Source organism: Ruminococcus sp. YRD2003, assembly GCA_900109435.1.
In the GTDB taxonomy this organism is placed as follows: Bacteria; Bacillota; Clostridia; order Oscillospirales; family Ruminococcaceae; genus Ruminococcus; species Ruminococcus flavefaciens_G.
This window is the reverse complement of the sequence record FNZT01000007.1, coordinates 95,755-121,295: the sequence shown is the minus strand read 5'-3', so window position 1 is coordinate 121,295 and position 25,541 is coordinate 95,755. Positions and strand designations below refer to the sequence as shown.

Below are 25,541 nucleotides of genomic sequence, written 5' to 3'. Positions count from 1 at the left end.
ATCAAAGGAGTTAGTCATGGAATTCAAGCATACCCCTGTTCTGCTCGCACAAACTGTTGACGGGCTGAACATCCGCCCCGACGGAATCTATGTTGACTGCACGGCAGGAGGAGGCGGACATTCCTTTGCAATAGCCGAAAAACTGAGCAAAACGGGCAGACTTATCGCCCTCGACCGCGACCCCGACGCCATTATGGCGGCAGGAGCGAGACTGGCGCAGTTTCCGAATGCTGCGGTGATACACCGCAACTATTCCGAAATAGACAGCGTGCTCGATGAACTCGGTATTGGCGGTGTGGACGGGATTCTCATGGATCTGGGAGTTTCTTCACATCAGCTCGATGAGGAGAGCAGAGGATTTTCTTATCATTCCGATGCGCCGCTCGATATGAGAATGAGCCAGAGCGGAATGAGTGCTGCGGACTTAGTGAATACCTTCGATGAGCAGCAGCTTGCGAAAATAATATTTGAGTACGGCGAGGAGAAGTTCTCGCGCCGCATCGCCTCGAATATCGTTCGCGCAAGAGAGACGGCTCCTATCGAGACTACACGGCAGCTCGCAGACATTGTCAGGGACAGTGTTCCGCAGAAGGCGAGACGCGATAAGAATCCCTGCAAAAAAACTTTTCAGGCAATAAGGATAGCGGTCAACTGTGAGTTTGACCACTTGTCGGAAGGTCTCGACAAAGCCTTCGCGCGCCTGAACCCTAAGGGCAGACTTGCTGTTATCACCTTCCATTCTCTCGAGGACAGACTTGTCAAGCAGAGATTCGCGGGGTGGTCTCGAGGCTGCATATGTCCGCCCGATTTTCCCCAGTGTGTATGCGGACGCAAGCCGCAGGGAAATCTTGTGAACCGTAAGCCCATAGAGGCTGACGAGACCGAGCTCGGAGAAAATCCGAGAAGCAGAAGTGCAAAGCTCAGGATAATAGAGAAAGCAGAAAGGAGCGCAGATGTCAATGGCTGAACGTGATTCGGTTTATCGCTACAGTGCGGACGTCTACAGCAGCAAGCCTGCTGAGAGACCGGAATCGCTGCCAAGTCAGGGTACACCTGCGAAAAGCCCGCAAATAACCATGAGAAAATATGAGGCTAAAAGCGGCTCACTGTTTACTGTTATTTTGGTATCTGCCCTTGCAGCGGCTCTGCTCGGTACTGTCATCTACAGCCTTAACAGGCGCAATACGATGTACAGTAAGGTTTCGGCTCTCAACAGTGAGCTGAATCTTGCCGAAGCGGAAAATGTCAGACTGCAGTCTGAGCTTGAAAGTCAGATGTCTGCAAAGAATATCGAGGATTATGCCGAAAATGTTCTCGGCATGAAGAAAGTCGATTCGTCTCAGATAAAATATATAGAGATACAGACAGATGACGTTGTAAGTATTCCTCAGCAGGACGAGAGCATTCTCGGTAAAGTCAAGAGCTTTTTTGAACACTGCGTCGAATATTTCAGAGGGTAGACCAATATAATATAAAAACAAGGCTGCCCGTAATTATTTTTAAATACTAACGGCTTTGAAAAATATATATGCCGTAGTGATAGTAGAACCAAGGAGATACAGCGAGTGATCGGAATACTCGGGAACGTTGCCCCTGTTCGGGAACGGATAATGCGAACAGGGGAGGACGCTCCCACGCCTGACAAGCGTTTTCGATACGGCAGTATCATAGAAACGGACATCACATAAAAAAAGAAGATGTTCAAAGGCGGGGCTCGACAACACCCTGCCTTATTCTATTTTATAGCGAAAGTAAAAAAAGCGCACAGTTTCTCTGCGGTTATGTTGAGGGACTGAAGCGATAAGCATAGAAAGAGTGAATTTATGGCTAATAAGAATCTTCCTTCAAGGTCAATGAAGCTGAGGACACGGTTCATAATGACATCGGTGTTCTTCGGGCTCTTTGCTGTTGTAGCAGGCAACTTCTTCAATATATCGGTGCTCAACAACAAGAAGTATCAGGCTATGGCCAACGACCAGCACTTCGGCTCGATAATCATTCCCGCTCACCGCGGCTCTATTTACGACGCTAAGGCTACTCCGCTCGCGAAGAGTGCGTCGGTATACAAGGTCTTCCTCGACCCCAAGCGCTTCCGCGAGGATCTGGAAAGCCTCGGGAAACGTATCGACAAGCAGAAGGCGGATATTGCAAGCGGTAATTTCCAGCCGAAGATAGAGACGACCACCAACGAGAACGGTGAGGAAGCACAGGTAGTTGTTACCAATACTCTGCCCGAGTCGGCGGAGGCGTTCCGTGCCGAGGCGGTGGAACTGCTCTCGTCAAAGCTCGGCATACAGCCCGAGAAGGTCTCTGCTGCTATGGAGGAGAACACGCAGTACCACGTGCTTCAGGAGCAGGTGGAAAAGCCCGTCGCGGATGAGCTGCTCAAATTCTTCAGCGACTACGGTATGACCTGCCTCAACGTCGAGGAGGATACCAAGAGGTATTACCCGCAGAATGAGCTCGCCGCTTCCGTTATCGGGTTCACGCACGCTGACGGATACGGTATCTACGGTATCGAGGCTTCCTATGACGATTACCTTGCGGGTACGGACGGCAGGACTATCTCTGCCAAGGACTCCAACGGAAACGAGCTCCCGTACAGGTACTCCAAGACCTATCCCGCCAAGAACGGAAATGATGTCTATCTGACCATTGATATGGAGATACAGTACATCCTTGAGGACTGTCTTCAGGATCTGGTGACTGAGTTCGAGGTGAAGAACCGCGCGTGTGCGATACTTATGAATGCGAAAACAGGTGCGGTTTACGGTATGGCGACATATCCGAGCTTTGACCTCAATCAGCCGCGTGAGATCGTCGACCATTCGCCTATAATCACCAATCAGAAGCTCACTCCCGAAGAGACCGAGAGCGCAATGCTCGAGCGTCAGTGGAGAAACAAGTGCATCTCCGAGATATACGAGCCCGGTTCGGTATTCAAGGTCGTAACGAGCGCATCTGCGTTCGAGGAGAACCTCATCGACTATGACCATGATTCGTTCATGTGTACGGGTTCGGTACAGCTACAGGGTGCGCTCAACGCCATCAAGTGCCATCAGGAGGGCGGTCACGGTCCGCAGGATTTCCAGACGGCTCTTACCAATTCCTGCAACCCCGCGTTCATGGAGATAGGCAGACGTCTCGGCGTGGAAAAGTTCTGCTACTACTTCAACGCTTTCGGACTCGACAGCAAGACGGGTATCGACCTGCCTTATGAGGTGTCGGGCAAAGGCTTCGACCCCTCAACAATGTCTAATGTAGACCTTGCGGTCTGCTCGTTCGGACAGGGCGAAACTATTACGCCCATGGAGATGATAACATCCTACTGTGCTGCTATAAACGGCGGATATCTGCTGCAGCCGTATGTGGTCGACAGGGTGCTCGATGAGGACGGGAACATCGTATTCAAGAACGAGCGCACGGTCAAGAGACAGGTCATATCGGAAGAAACATCCGCACGTATGCGCGACTGCCTTGAAAAGGTTGTTTCGGGAAGCGGCGGCGGAAACGTTACCATAAAGGGCTATTCCATCGGCGGTAAGTCGGGTACATCTCAGCGACTCATGTATACCGCTCAGGGCATAACCATGAACAAGGACCAGGAGGAGGACGCTTCGATACAGGAGTACGGCGCTTCCTACTGCTGTTTCACTCCCGCGGACGACCCCGAGATTATCCTCCTCGTCCTCGCGGATATGCCGAATAAGGACATCGGCTACTACGGAAGCAAGGTCGCTGTTCCTACGGCGCGAAACATTCTCACAAGGGTGCTCCCGTATATGGGGATAAGCCCCGAATACTCCACCGAGGAGCTCGCAAACCTCGATGTGAAGATACCTCTTCTCGAGGGTCCGCTCGAGGACGCGATAAATACGCTCTCGGGCTATGACATACAGTACAAGGTCATCGGCGAGGGCTCGTCGGTAGTCGCACAGTCGCCTGTTACGGGCTCTGTTGTGGCAAAGGGCGGCACGGTCTACCTCTACACGGAGAGCAATCATACCGTCGACTACACGGAGGTCCCCGACCTTGTGGGACTTGACCCGAGTATGGCGAATGATTCCATTATGTACTGCCAGCTCAACTATGTGGCGCGCGGAGCTTCCGTCAACCATGCGGGTGTCGCCGTGACAAAACAGAAACCCGAGGCGGGCAGCAAGGTCGCCGTGGGTACTACGGTAGAGCTTGAATTTATGGTATACAGCGGAGGAGACTGATATCTCCGCTGAAAGAAAAGAGAATATAACAAAAGAAACGGAGGCTGTAACATGAAACTCAGAGACATCATTGAAGACAACGCTGTGACGGCTGTCGGTGACGCCGAGATAACCTCGATAACCGACGATACGCGAAGGGTAGCGGAAGGCAGCCTCTTTGTCTGCATACGGGGCGCGAAGTTCGACGGACATGACGCCGCAAAGGAAATGCTCGAAAAGGGTGCGGCGGCTGTTGTCTGCGAGCGCGACCTCGGGCTCGGCGACAGGCAGATCCTCGTCCGCGATACCCGCGAGATGTGGGGATGCATCTGTGCGGCGTGGTTCGGTCACCCCGAGAGGAAGATGACTCTCCTCGGCGTGACGGGTACCAACGGCAAGACTACCACTACCAGCGTCATCAAGCACATACTCATGTATGCGGGCTTCAAGACGGGGCTCATCGGCACGATACAGAATGAGATAGGTGATGAGGTGCTCCACACCGAGAATACCACTCCGCTCACATATGAGTTTATGGAGGTGCTCGCGAAAATGGCCGAGGCGGGCTGCAAGTACGCGGTCATGGAGGTCAGCTCCTTCGGACTCTGCCAGAAACGCATTGGTCCGTCGCACTTCAAAACGGCTGTCTTCACCAACCTCACACAGGACCACCTCGACTACCACAAGGATATGGAGGACTACTATCAGGCGAAGAAAATGCTCTTCGATATCTGCGACGCCGCGATCGTCAATATCGACGACGAGTACGGCAGACGGCTCTTCGGAGAGGTCGCGTGCGAGAGGAAGTCTTTCAGCGTCAAGGGCAACGCCGACATCTATGCCGACGGCATAAAGATAAAGTCAACGGGCAGCAGCTTCTGGTACTGCTGCGGTGATAAGTCGTACCTCGTGAAAACACGTATCCCTGGGCTTTTTAACGTGTCTAACCTCACGGCTGCCATTGCGGTTTGTCTGCGCGAGGGTATCCCCGCCGAGACCGTGATAAGCGCTGTCGAGAACTACAACGGCGTTAAGGGCAGGTGCGAGGTCATTCCCACGGGACGCGATTTCACCGTCATCTGCGACTATGCACACACTCCCGACGCTGTCGAGAATATTCTCCGAAGCGTTAAGGAATACACCGAGGGCAGGCTAATCTGCCTCTTCGGCTGCGGAGGCAACCGCGACGCTGCAAAGCGTCCGAAAATGGCTAAGGCTGCGGCGCTGTACGCGGACAGACTGGTCGTTACCTCCGATAACCCGCGCAATGAGGACCCCGAGGCTATCATCAGGGATATCCTCGTCGGGCTTGAGGGTACTGATGTACCGTATGATGTGGTGACCGACCGCAGGGAAGCTATCTACCATGCGCTGAAGATAGCTCGGAAGGGCGATATCATCGTACTCGCGGGTAAGGGTCACGAGGACTATCAGATACTCGCGGGAATGGAGCATATCCACTTCGACGAGCGTGAGGTAGTCGCGGACGGACTGAAGCTGCTTTAATATTATCGGTAATATTATAAACGGAACGCCGAGGCGGCGTTCCCTACATTAAAAAAACTGGAGTTGTTATATCTATGTCTTTATGGATAATAAACCTGTTCACTGCGCTGCTGTCGTTCGCGATAGCAGGAATATCGGGCAAATGGCTGGTGCCGTTCCTGCACAGGATCAAGTTCGGTCAGCCTATCAAGACCGAGGACGGTCCCCAGTGGCACGCCAAAAAGCAGGGAACTCCCACTATGGGCGGATTTATGTTCATCATATCTACGGTGCTCACCGCTGTCGGCGGATACTGGGCTTACCGCATAAGATATGCACTTGATACTACGGCTCCCGAGACTCATCACGCCTTCTACCGTCTGCTGAGCGTCATCGCTTTCTCGCTCCTCTTCGGCCTGATAGGCTTCATCGACGACTATACCAAGGTCGCACGCAAGAACAACGACGGTCTCACTCCGTGGCAGAAGATAGTGCTCCAGACACTGTTCGGGCTCGGATTTCTCTTCATGATATACAAGTTCGGCGACGGCAGCACTGCGATAGACCTCGGCTTCTGGGTATCGCCTCAGCTCGGCATATTCTACTATGTGCTGATGATACCCGTTATCATCTACCTCACGAATGCGGTCAACCTCACCGACGGCGTTGACGGACTGTGCGGCTCGGTTACGTTCATTGCTATGCTGATATTCACGATATGCAGCGCTTTCCTGCGCGAGAACGAGATGTCGTGCTTCACTATGGCGCTCGCGGGAGGCTGTCTCGGCTTCCTTATCTGGAACCTCAACCCCGCTAAGTGCTTCATGGGCGACACGGGCTCGATGTTCCTCGGCGCCGCTGTAACAGGTGTGGGACTTGTGTTCCACAAGCACCTCGTACTGCTGCTGGTAGCTCTCGTATACATAATCGAGGCTCTGTCGGTAATGATACAGGTGGGCTACTTCAAGCTCACGAAGAAGCTCCGCTCCGACCATCAGGGTCAGCGTATCTTCAAGATGACGCCTATCCACCACCACTTCGAGATGAGCGGCTACAGCGAGTACAAGATAGTCATCACTTTCTCGCTCGCAGGTATAATATTCGGCGTTCTCGGGATAGTGACGCTCATCCTTAACAGCTAACATCCATTCAGGACTTCAGGAGGTCGCAATGGCACAGGCACAGACAAAAAAGAGAAAGAAAAAACGCGGCGGTATCCTGCGGTTCTTCATCGGAGACGGCAGGACGGGCGACATCAGTGTTGCCTTTTTCGCCTACGTTATGATACTGCTCGTGGTCGGGCTCGTTATGATGGCTTCCGCAAGCTATGCGTGGGCATACAGCGACTACGGCGATGGTCTTTATTACGCCAAGAAGCAGGCGATGTTCGCGGGAATTGGCTTCGTGGCAATGATATTCTTTATGAAAATGGACTATCATAATTTCAAGACGATAAAGCTCCCGCTGCTGAAAAGCTTCAATATTGCGGGAATATTCTACGTCGCGGTGGCAGGGCTGCTCGTGCTGGTACTGCTCATGGGAAACGACGAGGGCGGTTCTATGGGTGCTAAGCGCTGGATAGATATCGGGCCTATCAACCTCCAGCCCTCGGAGGTAGCGAAGCTTGCGCTCATCATCTACTTCGCTTTCAGCATGGAGCGCGACGGCAAAAAAATGAACGAGTTCAAGACGGGTATCGTCAAGTATGTGGTGCTGCTCGGTATTTATGTCGGACTTATCGCGCTCGAGAAGCATATCTCGGGTATCATGCTCATCGGCTCTATCGCCATTGCGATGATACTCTGCGGCGGCGCTAACTGGAAGCAGTATACGGCGCTCGGAGTGGCTGCAGCGTGCGGAGCATTCGGCTATGTATCGTGGCAGTCGAAGGTGCCAGGAAGCTACGTTGCCAATCGTATCGCTTCGTGGAAAGACCCCTTTTCGGACGTCCTCGACGTAACATGGCAGACTGCCAACTCTATAATCGCGATAGGCTCGGGCGGTCTCTTCGGGCTCGGACTCGGCAACTCCCGCCAGAAGTACCTTTACCTCCCCGAGACCAAGAACGACTTCGTTTTCCCCATAGTCTGCGAGGAGATAGGCTTCGTCGGAGCGCTTGCCATAATCATCGTATTCTTCCTCCTCATAATCGAGGGATATTCAATCGCTGTGCGCTGCAAGGACAGATTTGGTATGCTCATTGCGGTCGGCATAACCACTCAGATAGGCATACAGACCGTGCTCAACCTCGCTGTTGTCAGCAACCTCATACCCAATACGGGTATCTCGCTGCCGTTCTTCAGCTACGGCGGTACGGCGCTCGTCATGCAGCTTGTGGAAATGGGCATTATGCTCAATATCTCGCAGCACAGGTACTACCCTCCCGAGAATGAGGAGGTCGTACCCGTCCCCGAGCCGAATGACGGCGGAGATTACAACGAACCAAAAAACGCATAAAGGAGCGGTCTTATGAGAGTTCTCATCTCGTGCGGAGGCACGGGCGGACATATCAACCCCGGTCTCGCTATCGCAGATATCATAAAGTCGAAATACCCCGATACGGAGTTCCTCTTCGCGGGGACGCCCAAGGGCATGGAGGCGAAGCTCGTCCCGCAGGCAGGCTATAAAATGGAGACTATCAAGGTGGCAGGTTTCCAGCGCCGTATCTCTATCGAGAATATCGGCAGAAATGCCAAGGCTATCGCTTATCTTGCAGCTTCGGGCAGAAGAGCAAAGGCAATAATCGAGGGGTTCAAGCCCGATATCGCGATAGGTACGGGCGGATATGCTGCGGGTCCTGTGATACGCAAGGCTGCGAGAATGGGCATTCCTACCGCTATCCATGAGCAGAACGCCTACCCAGGTGTGACGAACCGTCTCCTCTCCAAGGAAGTCGACTATGTCATGCTCACCGTCAAGGAGGCGCTCGACTTCATGGACAAAAGCAAGTTCGAGTACAGCGTTACGGGTCTTCCCGTAAGGAGCAATATCAACACGCTGTCGAAGTCTGAGGCGAGAAAGAAGCTCGGCTTCAATGACGATTTCACGATACTCTCATTCGGCGGAAGTCTCGGTGCGGGCTGCATAAACGAGACTATGGAAGCCGTTATAAAGTGGCACGCGGGAAATAAGCTCAATATCAACCACATCCACGGCTACGGCGGCATGGGTAAGGACACTTTCCCGCAGGCTATGCAGGCGGCGGGCATTCCGCTGAAAAGCGACCGTCTGCGCATAACCGAGTACATAAACGATATGGACGTCTGCCTCGCGGCGGCAGACCTCGTTATCTGCCGCTCGGGTGCTTCAACGCTCGCAGAGCTCGAAGCCGCGGGCAAGGCGTCGATACTGATACCGTCCCCGATAGTCGCGGGCAACCACCAGTACCACAATGCAATGGTGCTCGGAAAGGCGGGCGCGGCTGTGGTCATCGAGCAGAAGGATGTCACCAACGAGAAGATTATTTCCGAGATTGAGGCTCTGTACAACGACCGCGACCGCGTCGAGGTCATGTCGCAGAGCGCGGCTGACCTCCACCTCAGCGACACGAATGAGCGCATTCTCGCGGTCGTTGACAAGCTCATCGCGAAGGGAAAGAAAAAATGAACTATGAGAACAGAGTCGATGTAAACGGCACCAAGCTCAACGTTTACACCGAGGGCGAGGGAGCTGTGACCATAGTATTCATGGCGGGCAGCGGCGTGACTTGTCCCGTGCTCGAATACAAGCCTGTTTACAGGCGGATGTCAAAGAAGTACCGCATTGCTGTCATCGAAAAGGCAGGCTACGGCTTCAGCGACGGCACCGACGAGCCGCGCACGATAGAGAATCTCGTTGCGGCTGACCGAGAAGCTCTGCGCAGGGCAGGAGTTGAGCCGCCATATGTGCTCGCGGCACATTCCTATTCGGGATTTGAGGCTGTTTACTGGGCGAATACCTACCCCGATGAGGTTAAGGCAGTGCTGAGCATGGATATGGGCGTGCCCGCGCTCGCAGTGGAGCAGTCTAAGGAGATAGGCGAGGAGAAGCGGCTCGCACAGCTTGACAAGTCATACAAGCTCCTGCAAAAGATAGCAAAGGACGGCTTGTTCGCGAAGCTGATAAAGAGCAAGACCGAGAATGTCTCGGGACTGATGACGGGCAATGAACTCACCGACGAGGAGAAGCAGGTCTACCGCAGGCTCTTCTACAAGAATATCGCCAACCGCGAATATTACGAGGAATCACGCCTCATGACCGATAACGCGAAGAAGGCTGACGATACGGGAGCGCTGAAATGTCCGTGCTGCTTCTTCATCAGCGATATGAAAACGCTCAGCAAGAACCTCAGCTGGCGGAAATTCGGACAGGATTTCGCCGAGAAATGCGGCGGCGAAGTGCATCTCTCCGACAAGGGGCATATGATGTACGCGCTCATACCCGACGAGATGGCTGATACATTCGATAAATTCCTACAGGCAAACCTGTGACATAAACACACCTCGATGCATAATATACACAAAAAGCTGCGAGGTGGTATTATGCAGAAATTCATCATTACGGGAGGGTGCCGTCTCAGCGGCGAACTGACTTTGCAGGGCAGCAAAAACAGCGCTCTTCCCATTATGGCGGCGGCTCTGCTCGGAGAGGGCGAGTCGGTGCTGAGGAACTGTCCGACACTGACGGACGTGTATTCCGCGTCGCGGATACTGAGCTGCCTCGGCTGTAAATGCAGTATTTCCGACGGCAATGCGGTCATTGACCCGTGCGGCGCGTCGGGCTCCGAGATACCCGAGGAGCTAATGCGCGAGATGCGCTCGTCTATAATGTTCATGGGGGCTATTCTCGGCAGGACGGGCGAGTGTACGTTCAGCGTGCCAGGCGGGTGCGAGCTCGGTCCGCGGCCGATAGATATGCACCTTGCGGCACTGAGAAAGCTCGGCGCGGATATTTCCGACTGCGGCGGACGCATACACTGCCGCATTGCAGGCGGGAGAGCCCGCGGTGCCAAGATAAACCTGCCATTTCCTTCGGTCGGAGCGACCGAAAACATTATCCTCTGCGCGGTCTGCGCCGAGGGCGAAACTATCGTCAACAACGCCGCCCGCGAGCCCGAGATATGCGATCTCTGCTCTTTCCTGCGGAAACGCGGCGCTGATATAAAGGGCGACGGCGAAAGTACGATCGTGATAAGCGGCACGGATAAGCTCCACGGCTGCGAGCATACTGTCATGCCCGATCGTATCGCGGGAGCCACATACCTCTCCATGGTCGCTGCGGCGGGCGGGGAGATAATACTGAAAAATACCTGTACCGCGGAAATGGAGCCCTTTCTCTCCGTGCTGGAGCAGACGGGCTGCCGCATTTATCCCGCGGAAAACAGGATATACCTCAGAAGCGGTGCGCGGCTGAGAGCTGTCCGTGACAGGATACGCACCATGCCGCACCCAGGATTTCCCACGGACGCGCAGGCTGTGCTCATGGCGGCGCTTGCGACTGCCGACGGAGCCAGCGTTTTTGAGGAGAATATTTTCGACTGCCGATACCGCCACACAGCGGCTCTGTGCAAAATGGGCGCGGATATCGAGGTGCTCGGGAAGGTCGCGGTCGTGCGCGGAGTCCCGAAACTGAGAGGCGCAGATGTTGAGGCTACAGACCTTCGGGGCGGAGCGGCAATGGCAGCGGCGGCGCTTGCTGCGGAGGGAACTACCTGTCTTAGCGGTATCTCGCACATAGACAGAGGATACGAAAAATTTGAGGAGGCTGTCAGCTCGCTCGGCGGGAGGATCCGCAGAGTGTGAGCGGCAGGGTTTGGTGTTAGTATGAACGACGTTGAGAAGACCAATATAGAAAGGAAGAACAGCGGCAAGCGTATGCGCCGCAGAAGACGAATGATGAGCGTGTATACCGTCGTGGTGATACTGCTCGTGCTGACTGTGGGCGTGACGATGTGCTTCACCTTTCTTTTCAATATTGACGAGATAGTCATCTCGGGCGAGTCCGAGACCTACACATACATGGAGATAGTGGAGGCTTCGGGTATCCACGCAGGCGACAATCTGCTCAGGCTCGATTACAAGAAGGCTGAGCAGCGCATCCTCGACTCGCTCCTATATGTCGAGACGGCGAAGGTCGACAGAGATTTCCCGTCAACCCTGAGAATAACGGTAACACGCTGTATACCTGCATATAATGTGCAGTATGACAAGGGAGTGCTGCTCGTCAGCCGCAACGGTAAGATACTTGCGGACAACAGCTTCTACACCGATACCGATAATCTCCCGATAATCTACGGCTTTGACCCTGCCGATACCGAGGCGGGCAAGCCTCTGCGTTCAAAGAATGAGAACAAGTACGATGCTTTCACGCAGCTGATAAGCCGTTTCGACAGGGACGACAATACGGATATCGCTTCTATAGACTTGTCAAATGAGTATGCGATAACTGTCAACTACAGAAACGGTCTGATGTTTAAAATGGGCAACTGGAACGATGTGGAGTATAAGCTCGACCTCGCCAGGGAAGCAATGAACGACGAGAGCGTAAAAGGCAAAAAAGGCTATCTGATGATGATAGGTTCGCACGTGTGCAGCTTCCGTCCGAGCGGCGAGCTCGCGGAGGAGACCGAGCCTGCGATCGTCACCGACGAGAACGGCATTCCTGTCAATACCACGACAACTACCACGACAGCCGCAGTTCCCGAGTATGACCCGCAGAATGACGGCGGAGACAATGATTGGCAGAACGGCGCTCAGGCTGACGGCGGCGAGGGCTGGTACGGCGACGATTTCGGCTATGGCGGTTATGAGAATAACGAAATATACGACAATCAGTGATGAAAACGTGCAAATACGCACGGAACAGGCAAAGAGTTGTTGTGCAAGCTGACGAAATTTTAAAAAATTTCGGTATTACTTGCAAAAATCCGAATAATATGCTAAAATGATATGTGTATTTATAGGGTGAAGTTTACTTAAAAGATACAGATAAATAAAAGTAGGAGGAGTTTCGAAAATGTCAGATTTTAATTATGAAGAGGCAATGGAACCCGATGTTAATATAAAGGTCATAGGCGTCGGCGGCGGCGGCGGAAACGCTGTAAACTGCATGGTCGATTCGGGCGTTAACGACATCGAGTACATCGCTATCAATACTGACGCTAAGGCTCTCAATAAATCCAAGGCTACAACGAGGATACCGATCGGCACTAAGCTCACTAAGGGCAGAGGTGCGGGAAATAAGCCCGAGATCGGTCAGCGCAGTGCCGAGGAGAACAGAGACGAGATCGAAGCACACCTCAAGGGCGCAGATATGATCTTCATCACAGCAGGTATGGGCGGCGGCACAGGTACAGGCGCGGCTCCCGTCGTTGCGAAGATCGCAAAGGAAATGGACATCCTTACTGTCGCTGTTGTTACCAAGCCCTTCCTCTTCGAGAGAGAGCAGAAAATGGCTCAGGCTGAAAAAGGTATCGCAGAGCTCAGAAAGTATGTTGATTCACTCATAGTTATTCCTAACGAGAAGCTTCTCGACGGCAAGCAGCAGCTCACAATGAAGCAGTCGTTCTCACTTTCGGACGATGTGCTCAAGACCGGTGTCAAGAGCATTTCCGACCTCATCGTTGAAGAGGGCTACATCAACCTCGATTTTGCGGACGTTTCCACCATCATGAGAGGCGCAGGCTACGCTCATATGGCTATCGGTCACGGTTCAGGCAAGGAAAAGGCAAAGGAAGCTGCAAACGCAGTTATCTCCAGCCCGCTGCTTGAGACTTCTATCTCCGGCGCTAAGAGGCTCCTTATCAATATCGCTATGTCAGAGGATGTTCTTTCTGCTGATGTTGATGAGGCTACAAAGATGATCACAGATACAGCTGCTGACGGCGTAGAGTTCATCTTCGGTACTGCATTCAAGGAGGATATGCAGGACGAGATGACAATTACTGTCATCGCGGCAGGTTTCGAGGATCCAGATGCTCCCGCTGCTGAGGAGGCTCCCGCAGCAGAAGGCAGCGACCTCGACAATATTATCCAGATAGATAATCCACTCATCGACGGTCTCGGTCTCGGCGGCAACGACCCCAAGCCCGTTTCCTCCAGCACGGATTACGACCTTGACGATATCCTCAAGATACTCGGCAACTGATCAATTGATAAGACAGGCGGCTGCATATGCTTAATGCAGTCGCTTTTATTTATATACGGTTTGTGAATATAGTAAATTGCACTAAAATCAACTAAAAAATTCTACATTTTAATGGTTGAATTGAAATCGTAATTGTGTTATAATTATTACAAGGCGTATTATCCCTTAATTTTATTCCGCACTTGCTGCGGGGAACGGAGTGAACCATGGACGAACCAACCGTATTACGAACCACCAAAATAGGTGGAGGCTTTGTAAAAGAAGACGTACTCACCTACCTCGATGAGCTGAATTCCAAGATCTCAGGCCTCGAGGAAGAACTGAAACAAGCCAAAGAATCAGGTCCTGCCGACCCGCAGGAGCTTCTCAAGTACAGGAATCAGGTCGATAACCTGCAGGAGAAGCTCAATGCTTCAAACAATGCGCTCAGAGCTGCCAAGAAGGAAAACGAGGACCTCCAGAAGAAGCTCGAAGAGAGCGAGAAGGTCATCGCTCAGCTCAGAACGGGCGGAGCTGCTCCTGCGGCTCATGCTGCGGGCGCTCAGATGAATGCTCAGACACAGGCTGCTCTTGAGGCTGCCAAGAAGGAGATAGACAAGCTCAGAGCAGAACTCAAGGCTGCAAATGACAAGGCTGCCGCTGCTCCTGCTGCCGCTGCTCCCGCAAATGCACAGATCACTGCTGCTCTTGAGGCTGCCAAGAAGGAGATAGACTCCCTCAGAGGTCAGCTCAAGACCGCTAACGATAAGCTCGCCGCTGCTCACACGGATAAGGCTGCTCCCGCAGGTAATCCCGCTGCTGAGGCTGAACTCGTTAAGGCTAAGCAGGATATCGCTAAGCTCACATCCGACCTCGAGGCTAAGACTGCTCAGCTCGAGGCAAAGATAAAGGAAGCTTCCGAGACGGAAGGCAAGATCGCAGAGCTCAATAAGGCTAAGGAGAGCGCTGTTGCCGATGCCGTTGCCAAGAAGGACGACGAGATCAAGAACCTCAATAAGGAGATCGAGGAGCTCAAGGCTAATGCAAGCAATCCCGCTGCTATGATGGGTACTCTCTTCGCTGAGGCTCAGAAGACCGTTGACTCGCTTAAGAAGCAGGCAGAAGAGGAAGCTAACTCTGTTACCAAGGAAGCTAAGGATAAGGCTGATAAGGTTGTCAGCGAGGCTCAGGCTAACGCTGACAAGACAGTTAGAGAAGCTAACGAGAAGGCTGACAAGACCCTCAAGGAGGCTACCGATACTGCTGCCAAGACTATCAAGGAAGCTAACGAGACAGCCGAGATGACTGTTGCAAAGGCTAACGCTGCTGCCGAGAAGACTATCAAGGACGCTAACGATCAGGCTAAGTCCACTGTTGATGACGCTAACAGCAAGGCTGACAAGATAAATGCCATGTCTTCTACTGTACGCCTTATGCTCGTTAATGAGATAGAGAGCGTGAACTCCAAGTTTGCGGATATCAAGTCTGCGATGGCTAAGCTCACAAGTCAGGCGACCGACAGAATGGACGAGGCTCAGAATATCATCGGCGAGGCTCGCAACTCCATTGAGCCCGAGGATAAGGCTACCGTTGAGAGAGCTTCCGCTCCTCAGGCTGCTTTCGAGGCTGCAAAGGCTCCTTCGGGTGCTACACCCACATTTGAGCCTGTCTCTGCCAAGGACGGCAAGAACTCCGTCGCTGATGAGGCATTCGCAAGAGTATCGGGCGGTTCATATAATAACGGCGGAAATAACAAGCCCGCTCACAACAATAACAACAATAGCAATAACAACAGCAGCGCTGCTCCCGAGCAGAAGGCTGCACCTAAGAAGAATAATTTCAGCTTCGATATGTCTGACCTTCTGAAGGCTGCCGAGGAAGAGGCTGCAAAGGAATCCGAATAAAATGACTGTGACGGCGGTCCTGTCATCACATGGACCGCCGCACGTTATTGTTTATCGCTCATCTGACCGCAAGGAGAACAGCCTGTGGAAGAACTGGATAGTATCAATGTTTACAGCGGAATGTCCGACGAGGAGCTCGCGGACAGAGCCGCGACCGATAAGCTCGCGTGTGAGACGCTTCTGCTAAGGTATACAAAGCTTATCTTTATCAAGGCGGCTGTGTATTCTGCTTCCGAGTCCGACCGCGATGACCTCTGTCAGGAGGGGCTTATGGCTCTTCTGAAGGCTATAACTTCCTACGATAAGGGCAGAAATGCGAAGTTCTCCACATTTGCGGAGGTGTGTATCGTCAACCGTATGCGCTCGGTGTGCGCGAGGGCGGCGAAAGCTCCCGCAGCGTGCGAGTGTATCGACGACTTCGGCGAGGAGATACTCTCCGAGAGCGAGACTCCCGAGAGCATCTATATGAACAAGGAGTTCTTCTCGGAGCTAAGAAGCGCTGTTGAGAATGCGCTTTCGGGTACCGAGCGGAGAGTGTTCGATACCGTGATACGCGGGGCGAGCTATAGGGAAACTGCGGAAAAACTCGGTATATCCGAAAAATCTGTCGATAACGCCATGCAAAGAGCAAGGCGGAAGATACGTGCGTATCTGAAATAAAAACGAACTGTTCGCCAAGAGTGCGGCAGCTCAGTATATGGCCGGGTAGCTTAAATCAAGAGCGTTGTTTATCAAAGGTGTCGGTGTGAGCCCGACTCGTGGTCCAAATATTATAAGCGAGGTATTGAAAATGTACGAAGACAAGACATTAGTCTGCAAGGATTGTGGAAACGAGTTCGTATTCACAGCAGGCGAACAGGAATTTTACGCAGAAAAAGGTCTCACACATGAGCCCCAGCGCTGCAAGGCTTGCCGCGACGCAAGAAAGAATGCGGGCAGAGCTGAGCGCGTTATGTATACGGGCGTCTGTGCTACCTGCGGCGGAGAGGCAAAGGTGCCATTCGAGCCCAAGGACGGCAGACCTGTATATTGCAGCGACTGTTTCGCTAAGCTCAATTCCGAGGGCTAATTAAATAGTACAAGCGCGGCGTGTCGGGCTTCGGCACGCCGAAATTTTTGATTTGCGGAGGTTTTTTATGCTCGATGTAAGATTGCAGACCTGCTTTGACCTTGTCGGAGGAGAGGGGATAGTGTGCGATGTTGGCACAGACCACGCTCTGCTCGCGGCGGAGCTGATACGCTCGGGGAAGTGCGAGCGCGTTATTGCGTCCGACATCAAGGAGGGACCGCTCGATTCCGCGCGGCGTACCGTAGAGAAGTATCAGATAACTGATAAGGTTGACCTCGTGCTGTCTGACGGGTTGGCGGAAGTGCCGCTCAATGGAGTCAGCGACGTCGTCATCGCAGGAATGGGCGGAGAGACTATCGCCGATATCATCGCTGCTGCCATAGAAAAGGCTCCAGAGGGCGTCCGCTGGGTGCTCCAGCCAATGACTAAGGCTGAAATACTGCGGAAAAGACTGTATGAGCTCGGGCTGGAGATCGTCGGAGAGCAGCTCGTCGAGGACGGGGACAAGCTCTATACTGTCATCGCAGCGGAGACTTCGCTGACCGACAGCCGCCTGACAGAATTTGAGGCGATGTACGGCTTCTTCGACGATGAACAGCCGCTGACCCGCAAGTACAGGCAGCGCGAGTCCGAGAGGCTGATGAAGATAGCGGAAAATCTCGAAAAATCGGGGAAAGCGAGCGAGTCTGCACACTATCGCGCTCTCGGCAGGAAGATGTCCGATGGAATAGACACCGTGAGTATGCAGCAGGTAGTGGAGCATCTCGACAGCGTCTACCCCTTCGCGAAACAGGAAAAATGGGACAACTCGGGGCTGCTCGTCGAGAATTCGTACATGGAGTGCAGTACGGTGCTCCTCTCTCTCGACATCAGCTGCGCGGCTGTCGCAGAGGCGGCAGGTAAGTGCGCTGACCTCATCATCTCGCACCACCCCGTTATATTCGAGCCGCGCAGACGCATCACACGCAGCGACCCCGTTTTCAAGCTTATCAGTGAGGATATCGCGGCGCTTTGTATGCATACAAACGTCGATAAATCGCCGCTCGGTACGAATGGTGCGATATTGCGCGAGCTGGAGCGCAGGTTCGGATTCGGCAGCGAGCCCGAATTCATCAACGACGAGGAGTGCGGTTACATTGTTACGCTTGCGGAGAGCGTCAGCTCAGCGGATTTTGCCGCGGCACTCAAGGATATGTTCGGCTGCGAGTTTATCCGCGCCTCTTCAGGAGCCGGAAAAGTGCATAAAATCGGTTTTTGTTCAGGTTCGGGAGGTTCTTTCGCCGCTGATGCTGCTGCTAAGGGCTGTGATACCTTCGTGACAGGCGACGTCAAGCATGATGTGTGGTATGAAGCGGAAAATTGCGGTATCAGCCTCTTTGACTGCGGCCATTTCCATACTGAGTATCCTGTCCTTGAGGAGATACGCTATGTGCTTGAGAAGAAATTCCCGCGGCTCGATGTCGAGATAGCGGAGAGCTCCGTCGACCCGTGCGTGTACTTCTGAGGTGGCGGATATGAGCGTGCTGATATGTCCTGTATGCGGGGAAATGCTCGAAAATACGGGGAAAAGCTATATCTGCCCGAAGCGGCACAGCTTCGATATCGCGCGGAGCGGCTATGTGAATCTGCTGCTCTCGAAGCATACGGGCAAGGCTGTTCATGGCGACAATAAGCTCATGGTGCAGGCGCGGCGGGTTTTTCTCAATAAGGGATACTATGCTCCGCTGTGTGAGGCTGTGTGCGAGGAGACCCTGAAATACGCGAAAAATAGCAGCGCCGTCCTCGACGCGGGCTGCGGGGAGGGGTTCTATACCTCCAATATCAGAGCAAGTTTTGACAGGTCGGATATTGCGGTCAAAATGTACGGGATAGACATCTCAAAGGTGGCTGTCGAGTACGCTGCCAAGCGCGACAAGTCCGTGAGATTTGCCGCCGCAAGTGTGTTTCACCTGCCTGTCGCGAGCGGGAGCTGCGATATGCTCGTCACGATGTTCGCTCCATACTGCGGCGAGGAGTACAGCCGAGTGCTGAAAAAAAGCGGCGTGATGATAATGGCGATACCCGCCGAGAACCACCTGTGGGAGCTGAAAAAGGCGATATACGAGACTCCGTACAGGAATGAGGTCAAGCCGTATGAGCTCGAGGGCTTTGAACATATCTCCGCCCGCCGTGTCAGCTTCACTATGGAGCTCCGCGACAGTTCGGATATCCGCAGCCTGTTCTCGATGACTCCGTATTACTACAAAACGGGCAGGACTGAGCAGGAACGTCTTGAAGCTCTTGCTGAACTGACGACACAGGCGGATTTTGAGGTGCTGACTTATCGCAAGAAATGAGGGGCGAAAGATGAAAATATTAGTCACTGGCGGAACGGTCTTTGCAAGCCGATACACTGCCGAATTTTTCGCGGCTAAGGGACACGAAGTCTATGTCCTCAACCGCGGAAGCAAGCCGCAGTCGGAGAATGTGCGCCATATCTGCGCGGACAGGCACTCCCTCGGCGACGTGCTGAAGGAGTACAGCTTCGACGCTGTGCTCGATGTGACGTCCTACAACGAGAATGACGTCCGCACGCTGTACAAGGCGCTCGGAGACTTCGGGAGCTACATCTTCGTCAGCTCGAGCGCTGTCTACCCCGAGACCCTGCCGCAGCCCTTCCGCGAGGACATGGAGTGCGGTCCGAATTCCGTCTGGGGGGCGTACGGAACCGATAAGCTCGCCGCCGAGGAATGGCTGCGCTCAAACGTCCCGAACGCCTATATCCTGCGTCCGCCGTACCTCTGCGGCGCGATGAACAATCTCTACCGCGAGGCGTTCGTCTTCGAGTGCGCCGAGGCGGGCAGACCCTTCTATCTCCCGAAGGACGGGCAGATGCGGCTGCAATTCTTCCACATCGGTGATATGTGCCGCTTCATGGAGTTTCTTCTCGACAAGCAGCCCGAGCAGCGCATATTCAACGTCGGTGACCCCGAAACCGTCACGTGTGAGCAGTGGGTACGCCTCTGCTATGCAGTTCTCGGCAAGGAGCCCGAGCTCAGATATGTGGGCGCGGAGGTGCCGCAGCGGAGTTACTTCCCGTTCTACGACTATGAATATGTCCTCGATGTGCAGGAGATGAGCAGGATAATGCCGAAAGTCACGCCGCTGACGGGAGCTCTGAATGAGGCGTTCCTGTGGTGGCGCGGAAACAGGGAGCTCATCGTTCGCAAGCCCTTGCTTGATTTTATTGCGAAGAATTTCGGATAGGAGCGGAAAATGGTAACAAAAGCGGAACTGAAACACGCGCTGAGAGGGCTCGGCGTGGAAAAGGGCATGATACTGGAGGTACACAGCTCGCTGAGCAGCTTCGGGGAGCTCGAGGGCGGTGCGATGACTGTCATCGACACGCTAAAGGAGCTCGTAACCGACGAGGGCAGCATCTTTATGCCCGCGCTCAGGCTCAGCAGGGAGCTCGCGCCGACCGATGCCGACAGACAGCTCGGCATTACGGTCAAGATAAAGGTGCTCGACCCCGATGCTCCGACGACTGCCATGGGCGTTATCGCGGATACGTTCAGGCAGCTCCCCGATACGGTCTGCGGCCGCGATACCATAAGCACGGCAGGCTGGGGAAAGTTCGCCCGAGAGGCTCTGACGGGCGGGCTCGACTATGCCATACACCACGGCGGAATGGCTCTGCTGCTCGGTGTGGACATTTACAAGCTCACTGCCATGCACTACGTTGAGCCGATAACTCCTGCTGACATCTGCGCGATATCAGCGACAAATGAGGCGATAGACCGCATTTATCCGCCCGATGAGTGGTTCATAGAAACCGCACACCCTCCCGTGAAGGCGTGGTACACCATACAGGCTATGGCATATGAGCGCGGACTCATAAAGGAGGCAATGATTGGCGGCTGTAAGGCGATGTTCTTCGATATTTGGTCGGTGGTGTCGCTGTATGAGAATGAGCTGAAAAATGACCCCTACGGACTGTGGGGCTTAAAACGAGAGGATTGATACTATGGCTCTGGACGGAGCATTTCTGTACGCAGTTAAGAACGAGTTGCAGCCGCTTGTCGGCGGTCGTATCGAGAAGATACACCAGCCCTCACGCGAGGAGGCTGTCATCTCCATACGCACACGCTCGGGCAGCAAAAAGCTCTATATTTCGGCGAATGCGGGCAGCGCGCGAGTTCATGTCACCGAGAAGTCGGTCGATAACCCGCAGACACCGCCGATGTTCTGTATGCTCCTGCGCAAGCGCCTCGGCAGCGGAAAGCTCATTGCGGTGCGGCAGGACGGGCTCGAGCGAATACTCTTCCTCGACTTCGAGTGCGTGAACGAGCTCGGCGACGTTGTGACGGTAACGCTCGCCTGCGAGATAATGGGCAGGTGCTCGAATCTTATCGTCATCGACCACGAGGGCAGGGTCATTGACAGTATCAAGCGCGTCGACGAGGAGATGTCACGCGAGCGAATGGTGCTGCCAGGGATGAAGTACACGCTCCCGCCGCGCGACGACAGGCTCAATTTCCTGACCGCCGAGCCCGACGAGATAAAGGAGCGCCTGCGTGAGGTGCAGCCCGCGGAGCTCTCAAAGGCGCTGATACGCGTATTCGAGGGGATATCGCCCGTGCTCGCGAGGGAGTGGACATTCTTCGCGGGCAGGGGGGCGGAGCTGCGCAGCGACACTGTTGACGGCGACCAGCTCGACCGTCTGCTCTTTGCGATAAAGTCCGCAAAGCAGAAGCTCACCGAGGGCGAGTGCTGCTTCTGTGTCGCCGCCGACAGAGACGGTATGCTCAAGGATTTCTCCTTTGTGCGCCTTAATCAGTACGGCACGCTCATGCTGACAAAGGAGCTCGGCTCGGCGTCGGAGCTCCTCGACTACTTCTACTACGAGCGCGACCGTGCCGCCCGCACAAAGCAGCGGGCAAATGACCTGTTCAAGCTCCTCGTCAATCTCACCGAGCGCACATCGCGCCGTATCTCGGCTCAGCAGCAGGAGCTCGCTGCCTGCGCGGAAAAGGACAGGTTCAAGCTGTGGGGAGACCTCATCTCTGCCAATATCTACCGCATACAGAAGGGCGACAGCTCCGCGGAAGTCGAGAACTTCTACGAGGAGGGCTGCCCGACGGTCAGCATTGAGCTCGATATCCGCAAGACTCCCGCTCAGAACGCGCAGAGGTACTACTCCGAGTACAAGAAGTGCGTGACCGCCGAGGAGAAGCTCGCGGGACAGATAGAGAAGGGCGAGGAGGAGCTTGCCTACCTCGACAGCGTGTTCGACGCCCTGACCCGTGCCGAATCCGAAAACGACATCATTCAGCTCCGCCTTGAGCTTGTGCAGCAGGGCTATATCCGCTCGGGAGGCGGAAAGGCGAAGCCTCCGAAGGCGCTGCCGCCGATAGAGTACAGGTCGTCGGACGGCTACACGATTCTTGTCGGGCGCAACAACTGCCAGAACGACCAGCTTACGCTAAAATTCGCGGAAAAGTCCGATATATGGCTCCATACGCAGACAATTACGGGCTCGCACGTCATCATCGTGACCGACGGTGCAACTCCCCCCGACAAGACCATTGAGGAGGCTGCGATAATAGCCGCCGTCAACAGCAAGGGACGCAATTCCACGCTCGTGCCTGTGGACTATTGCCTCGCGCGGTACGTGAAGAAGCCATCGGGTGCAAAGCCCGGAAAGGTCATTTTCACCAACTACAAGACCGCCTTCGTCAAGCCCGATACCGAGCTTGAGCAAAGCCTGAGAGTATGAGGCTCGGTGCTGATTTTTTCGCGCGGGATGTGCTTGACGTCGCCCCCGACCTCGTGGGAAAGGTGCTCGTGCGAAGACTGCCCGACGGCAGCGAGCTCCGCGAGCGCATAGCCGAGACAGAGGCTTACCGCGGTGAGGAGGACAAGGGCTGTCATGCCGCAAAGGGGCGTACTCCACGGACGGAGCTGCTCTTCGGCGAGAGCGGAAGGATATACGTCTACCTCTGCTACGGTATGCACTGGCTCATGAATGTGATAACGGGCGAGAACGGTCAGCCGCAGGGCGTGCTCCTGCGCGCGGGAGAACTGCACGACGGTCCCGCAAAGCTGACGAAATACCTGAAGGTTGACGGGAGCTTCAACGGCGAGCCTGTCGACGGGAATGAGAGGATATGGTTCGAGGATGACGGATTCCACCCGAGGATAAGGACGGCTCCGCGCGTGGGGATAGACTACGCGGGGGATTACTGGAAAAGCATAGAATGGCGTTTTATCGCAGAAAAGGAGGAGTGAACCGTGAATATCCGCGCAACAGGCTACGGCTCGGTGTATGAGAGCGGCTATAGCTTTCACCGAGATAATGAGGCGGGGGTTTTCCTGCTCGTCCACGCAAAAAGCCGTATCAGCTTCCGCTTCGGAGGCAGAAAAGCCGTGCTTCCCGAGGATACCCTCATCGTCTACGACGGGAGCTGCGATGTCGACTACGCTGCCGAGGACGACTTCCTTGTCTGCAATTGGCTCGTTTTCGATGCCGAGGGCGACAGCGAGTTCTTCGAGCCGCTCGAACTCATTTTCAATCTGCCGCTGCGCTTTGCCGATACCGACTTTATCGACGCCCTCATGCGAAATATCACGTCGGAGTTCTACTCGATGAACAGCCACAGACTGAAAATGACGGACGTAATGCTGAAAACGCTGCTGCTGAAGGTCGATGAGCAGTGCCGTCCGCGCGAGATAAGCCAGTCGTCGGCGGCAGAGCCTCACTATAATCTGCTTGTGGAGCTCCGCGAGAAGATCTACCGCAATCCGCAGAAGAAATGGAACGTCGACCTCATGGCGGCTGACGTGAATATGTCGAGGTCTTATTTCCAGCATATCTACCGCGAGGTGTTCGGCGTATCGTGCATGACCGACGTCATCAACGGCAAGATAGAAAAGGCTAAGGAGATACTCAGCGAGACAAGCTGTACCGTGTCGCAGGTGGCGGCGATGTGCGGCTATGATAACGAGGAGCACTTCATGCGCCAGTTCAAGAAAATAGTAGGGGTGACCCCGACGGGCTACAGAAAAAAGAGCTGAGAATAATCGTACAGGGCGGCGTTGATGAATGGAACGCCGACTTCGGCAACAAGAAAACGGACGTCAGAGACGTCCGTTCATTTTTTATGAATACTGCGCAAAGCCGTCAGACGGGCTTTGTGCGGTGATGACTTTACTGCAATGCTGCCTTGAGAGCTTCTGCTCTGTCGGTCTTTTCCCAAGCGACGCCGAGGTCCTCGCGTCCCATGTGTCCGTATGCCGCGAGCTGTCTGTACTGCGGCTTTCTGAGGTCAAGCATATTGATTATCGCTGTAGGTCTGAGGTCGAATACCTTCGCTACTGCCTCCGAGAGCTTGTTCTCGTCGACCTTGCCTGTACCGAATGTGTCAACGAGTATGGAGATGGGCTTAGCTACGCCGATAGCGTATGAAAGCTGTACCTCGCATTTGTCAGCGAGACCTGCTGCTACGATGTTCTTGGCTATATAGCGGGCTGCATAAGCTGCACTGCGGTCTACCTTCGTCGGGTCCTTGCCGCTGAATGCTCCGCCGCCGTGGCGTGAGTATCCGCCGTATGTATCTACGATTATCTTGCGTCCCGTGAGGCCGCTGTCGCCCTGTGGTCCGCCGACAACGAATCTGCCTGTAGGATTGATGAATATCTTGGTGTTTTCGTCCATGAGGTTTGCGGGGATGACCTCGCGGATAACGGTCTCTTCAATGTCGCGCCTTACCTGCTCGAGGGAGACATCAGCCGAGTGCTGCGAGGAAACGACTACTGCGTCTACGCGGACGGGAGTGTTGTCGTGGTACTCTATGGTAACCTGTGTCTTGCCGTCGGGACGGAGATAGCGCAGTGTGCCGTCCTTTCTGACCTCCGTGAGACGGAGAGCGAGCTTGTGTGCGAGGGATATCGGCAGCGGCATGAGCTCGGGAGTCTCGTTGCACGCAAAGCCGAACATGATGCCCTGGTCGCCCGCGCCGTTGGAGAGACCGTCGTTATCGCTGTTCTGCTCGCGGTACTCGAACGCCTCGTTTACGCCCATTGCGATGTCGGGCGACTGCTCGTCGATAGATGTGAGCACCGAGCAGGTGTGTGCGTCAAAGCCGTACTTTGCGCGGTCGTAGCCGATATCTGTGATGACCTGACGAGCTATCGCGGGGATATCCACTCTTGCCTTTGTGGATATCTCGCCCATGCAGAGCACCATACCCGTTGTTACTACAGTTTCGCAGGCAACGCGCGAATTAGCGTCCTGCTCGAGCATCGCATCAAGTACTGCGTCGGATATCTGGTCGCATATCTTATCGGGATGACCCTCTGTAACAGATTCCGAAGTGAAGAAAACCTTTTTCATTTTTGAACCTCCAATAAATTTGTGCCTTACCAAAAAGAAAGCGCGCCCCAAAAGACGCGCGTGCTGAACCTTGTTCATTGCTCCTCATCTTTCGGTATATACCGCAGGATTTAGCACCTTGAATATCAGGTTGCCGGGCTTCACAGGACCTGTTTCCTCCGCCGCTCTTGATAAGGTATGAACTAATTATACTACACCGATAGGAATTTGTCAATAGGTATCGAAAAATGTTATAGCAGGTTAACGGGAATGTGTTTTCAGTCTGTCAATGCTCACAGAAAATTTACCTTTATTGTCAATTTGTAACTGATTTTTAGATTGAATTCGCTGTAAAATAGTGATATAATACTATTAGATAGTTCCGACGGTGCTTTTCCATGTCCGCGGAACGTATTTTTACTGCAAAA

At 54.0% G+C, this 25,541-nt stretch carries 23 protein-coding genes and 1 riboswitch; of the genes, 22 read left to right on the top strand and 1 reads right to left on the bottom strand.

The genetic code is table 11. The features are described from left to right. The first annotated feature begins 16 nt into the window (after positions 1-16). From rsmH to BMX22_RS06660, 22 genes are all read left to right on the top strand, one after another. Entirely contained in the window at positions 17-967 is a 951-nt protein-coding gene (gene rsmH / locus BMX22_RS06760; protein WP_074741723.1) for a 16S rRNA (cytosine(1402)-N(4))-methyltransferase RsmH, read from the top strand. Then, positions 960-1,460, top strand: coding sequence for a cell division protein FtsL (locus tag BMX22_RS06755; protein ID WP_074741722.1), 501 nt, complete (start codon positions 960-962; stop codon positions 1,458-1,460). The genes rsmH and BMX22_RS06755 overlap by 8 nt, the downstream gene beginning before the upstream one ends. A 105-nt stretch (positions 1,461-1,565) precedes the next feature. Then, on the top strand, positions 1,566-1,688 hold the full coding sequence (locus tag BMX22_RS16805; protein ID WP_318259702.1) for a hypothetical protein: 123 nt from the start codon (positions 1,566-1,568) through the stop codon (positions 1,686-1,688). 135 nt (positions 1,689-1,823) lie between these two features. Then, positions 1,824-4,220 (top strand): penicillin-binding transpeptidase domain-containing protein, encoded by a 2,397-nt coding sequence (locus BMX22_RS06750; RefSeq protein ID WP_074741721.1) that lies wholly within the window; start codon positions 1,824-1,826, stop codon positions 4,218-4,220. Positions 4,221-4,271: 51 nt separating this feature from the next. Next, the gene (locus BMX22_RS06745) at positions 4,272-5,705 is read left to right on the top strand and encodes a UDP-N-acetylmuramoyl-L-alanyl-D-glutamate--2,6-diaminopimelate ligase (RefSeq protein WP_074741720.1); all 1,434 of its coding nucleotides are present in this window, start codon (positions 4,272-4,274) and stop codon (positions 5,703-5,705) included. 74 nt (positions 5,706-5,779) lie between these two features. Further along, entirely contained in the window at positions 5,780-6,826 is a 1,047-nt protein-coding gene (gene mraY, locus BMX22_RS06740; protein WP_074741719.1) for a phospho-N-acetylmuramoyl-pentapeptide-transferase, read from the top strand. Positions 6,827-6,854: 28 nt separating this feature from the next. Then, complete coding sequence (locus BMX22_RS06735; protein WP_081349112.1) at positions 6,855-8,141, top strand: FtsW/RodA/SpoVE family cell cycle protein; 1,287 nt, start codon at positions 6,855-6,857, stop codon at positions 8,139-8,141. Positions 8,142-8,153: 12 nt separating this feature from the next. Further along, positions 8,154-9,290 carry an undecaprenyldiphospho-muramoylpentapeptide beta-N-acetylglucosaminyltransferase gene (murG, locus tag BMX22_RS06730; RefSeq protein ID WP_074741718.1) on the top strand — a complete coding sequence of 379 codons (1,137 nt, stop codon included), beginning with the start codon at positions 8,154-8,156 and terminating at the stop codon, positions 9,288-9,290. Then, positions 9,287-10,153 (top strand): alpha/beta hydrolase, encoded by an 867-nt coding sequence (locus BMX22_RS06725; RefSeq protein ID WP_074741717.1) that lies wholly within the window; start codon positions 9,287-9,289, stop codon positions 10,151-10,153. The genes murG and BMX22_RS06725 overlap by 4 nt, the downstream gene beginning before the upstream one ends. Before the next feature lie 51 nt (positions 10,154-10,204). After that, positions 10,205-11,464: a UDP-N-acetylglucosamine 1-carboxyvinyltransferase gene (gene murA, locus BMX22_RS06720; RefSeq protein WP_074741716.1), complete on the top strand. Its 1,260-nt coding sequence runs from the start codon at positions 10,205-10,207 to the stop codon at positions 11,462-11,464. 21 nt (positions 11,465-11,485) lie between these two features. Then, the gene (locus BMX22_RS06715) at positions 11,486-12,499 is read left to right on the top strand and encodes a cell division protein FtsQ/DivIB (protein WP_074741715.1); all 1,014 of its coding nucleotides are present in this window, start codon (positions 11,486-11,488) and stop codon (positions 12,497-12,499) included. A gap of 178 nt (positions 12,500-12,677) precedes the next feature. Continuing rightward, positions 12,678-13,808, top strand: a complete 1,131-nt coding sequence (ftsZ, locus tag BMX22_RS06710) for a cell division protein FtsZ (RefSeq protein WP_074741714.1) — start codon at positions 12,678-12,680, stop codon at positions 13,806-13,808. Between the two features lie 206 nt (positions 13,809-14,014). Next, positions 14,015-15,691, top strand: coding sequence for a hypothetical protein (locus BMX22_RS06705; RefSeq protein WP_074741713.1), 1,677 nt, complete (start codon positions 14,015-14,017; stop codon positions 15,689-15,691). Positions 15,692-15,775: 84 nt separating this feature from the next. Beyond that, complete coding sequence (locus BMX22_RS06700; RefSeq protein ID WP_074741712.1) at positions 15,776-16,351, top strand: sigma-70 family RNA polymerase sigma factor; 576 nt, start codon at positions 15,776-15,778, stop codon at positions 16,349-16,351. A gap of 130 nt (positions 16,352-16,481) precedes the next feature. Then, positions 16,482-16,760, top strand: coding sequence for a zinc-ribbon domain containing protein (locus BMX22_RS06695; RefSeq protein WP_074741711.1), 279 nt, complete (start codon positions 16,482-16,484; stop codon positions 16,758-16,760). Between the two features lie 67 nt (positions 16,761-16,827). After that, on the top strand, positions 16,828-18,264 hold the full coding sequence (locus BMX22_RS06690) for a Nif3-like dinuclear metal center hexameric protein (protein ID WP_074741710.1): 1,437 nt from the start codon (positions 16,828-16,830) through the stop codon (positions 18,262-18,264). Between the two features lie 10 nt (positions 18,265-18,274). Further along, entirely contained in the window at positions 18,275-19,096 is an 822-nt protein-coding gene (locus tag BMX22_RS06685; protein ID WP_074741709.1) for a putative RNA methyltransferase, read from the top strand. Between the two features lie 10 nt (positions 19,097-19,106). Beyond that, positions 19,107-20,006 carry an NAD-dependent epimerase/dehydratase family protein gene (locus BMX22_RS06680; protein ID WP_074741708.1) on the top strand — a complete coding sequence of 300 codons (900 nt, stop codon included), beginning with the start codon at positions 19,107-19,109 and terminating at the stop codon, positions 20,004-20,006. Between the two features lie 9 nt (positions 20,007-20,015). Beyond that, on the top strand, positions 20,016-20,762 hold the full coding sequence (locus BMX22_RS06675; protein ID WP_074741707.1) for an AAC(3) family N-acetyltransferase: 747 nt from the start codon (positions 20,016-20,018) through the stop codon (positions 20,760-20,762). 4 nt (positions 20,763-20,766) lie between these two features. Further along, complete coding sequence (locus tag BMX22_RS06670) at positions 20,767-22,518, top strand: Rqc2 family fibronectin-binding protein (protein ID WP_074741706.1); 1,752 nt, start codon at positions 20,767-20,769, stop codon at positions 22,516-22,518. Continuing rightward, positions 22,515-23,030, top strand: a complete 516-nt coding sequence (locus tag BMX22_RS06665) for a DNA-3-methyladenine glycosylase (RefSeq protein ID WP_074741705.1) — start codon at positions 22,515-22,517, stop codon at positions 23,028-23,030. Before BMX22_RS06670 ends, BMX22_RS06665 begins: the two co-directional genes overlap by 4 nt. 3 nt (positions 23,031-23,033) lie before the next feature. Beyond that, on the top strand, positions 23,034-23,816 hold the full coding sequence (locus BMX22_RS06660) for a helix-turn-helix domain-containing protein (protein ID WP_074741704.1): 783 nt from the start codon (positions 23,034-23,036) through the stop codon (positions 23,814-23,816). A 133-nt stretch (positions 23,817-23,949) separates the two neighbouring features. Here BMX22_RS06660 and metK read toward each other — a convergent pair whose 3' ends face one another. Further along, entirely contained in the window at positions 23,950-25,134 is a 1,185-nt protein-coding gene (gene metK / locus BMX22_RS06655) for a methionine adenosyltransferase (RefSeq protein ID WP_074741703.1), read from the bottom strand. Between the two features lie 81 nt (positions 25,135-25,215). Next, a riboswitch (SAM riboswitch) is annotated at positions 25,216-25,311 on the bottom strand. Positions 25,312-25,541 lie beyond the last annotated feature (230 nt).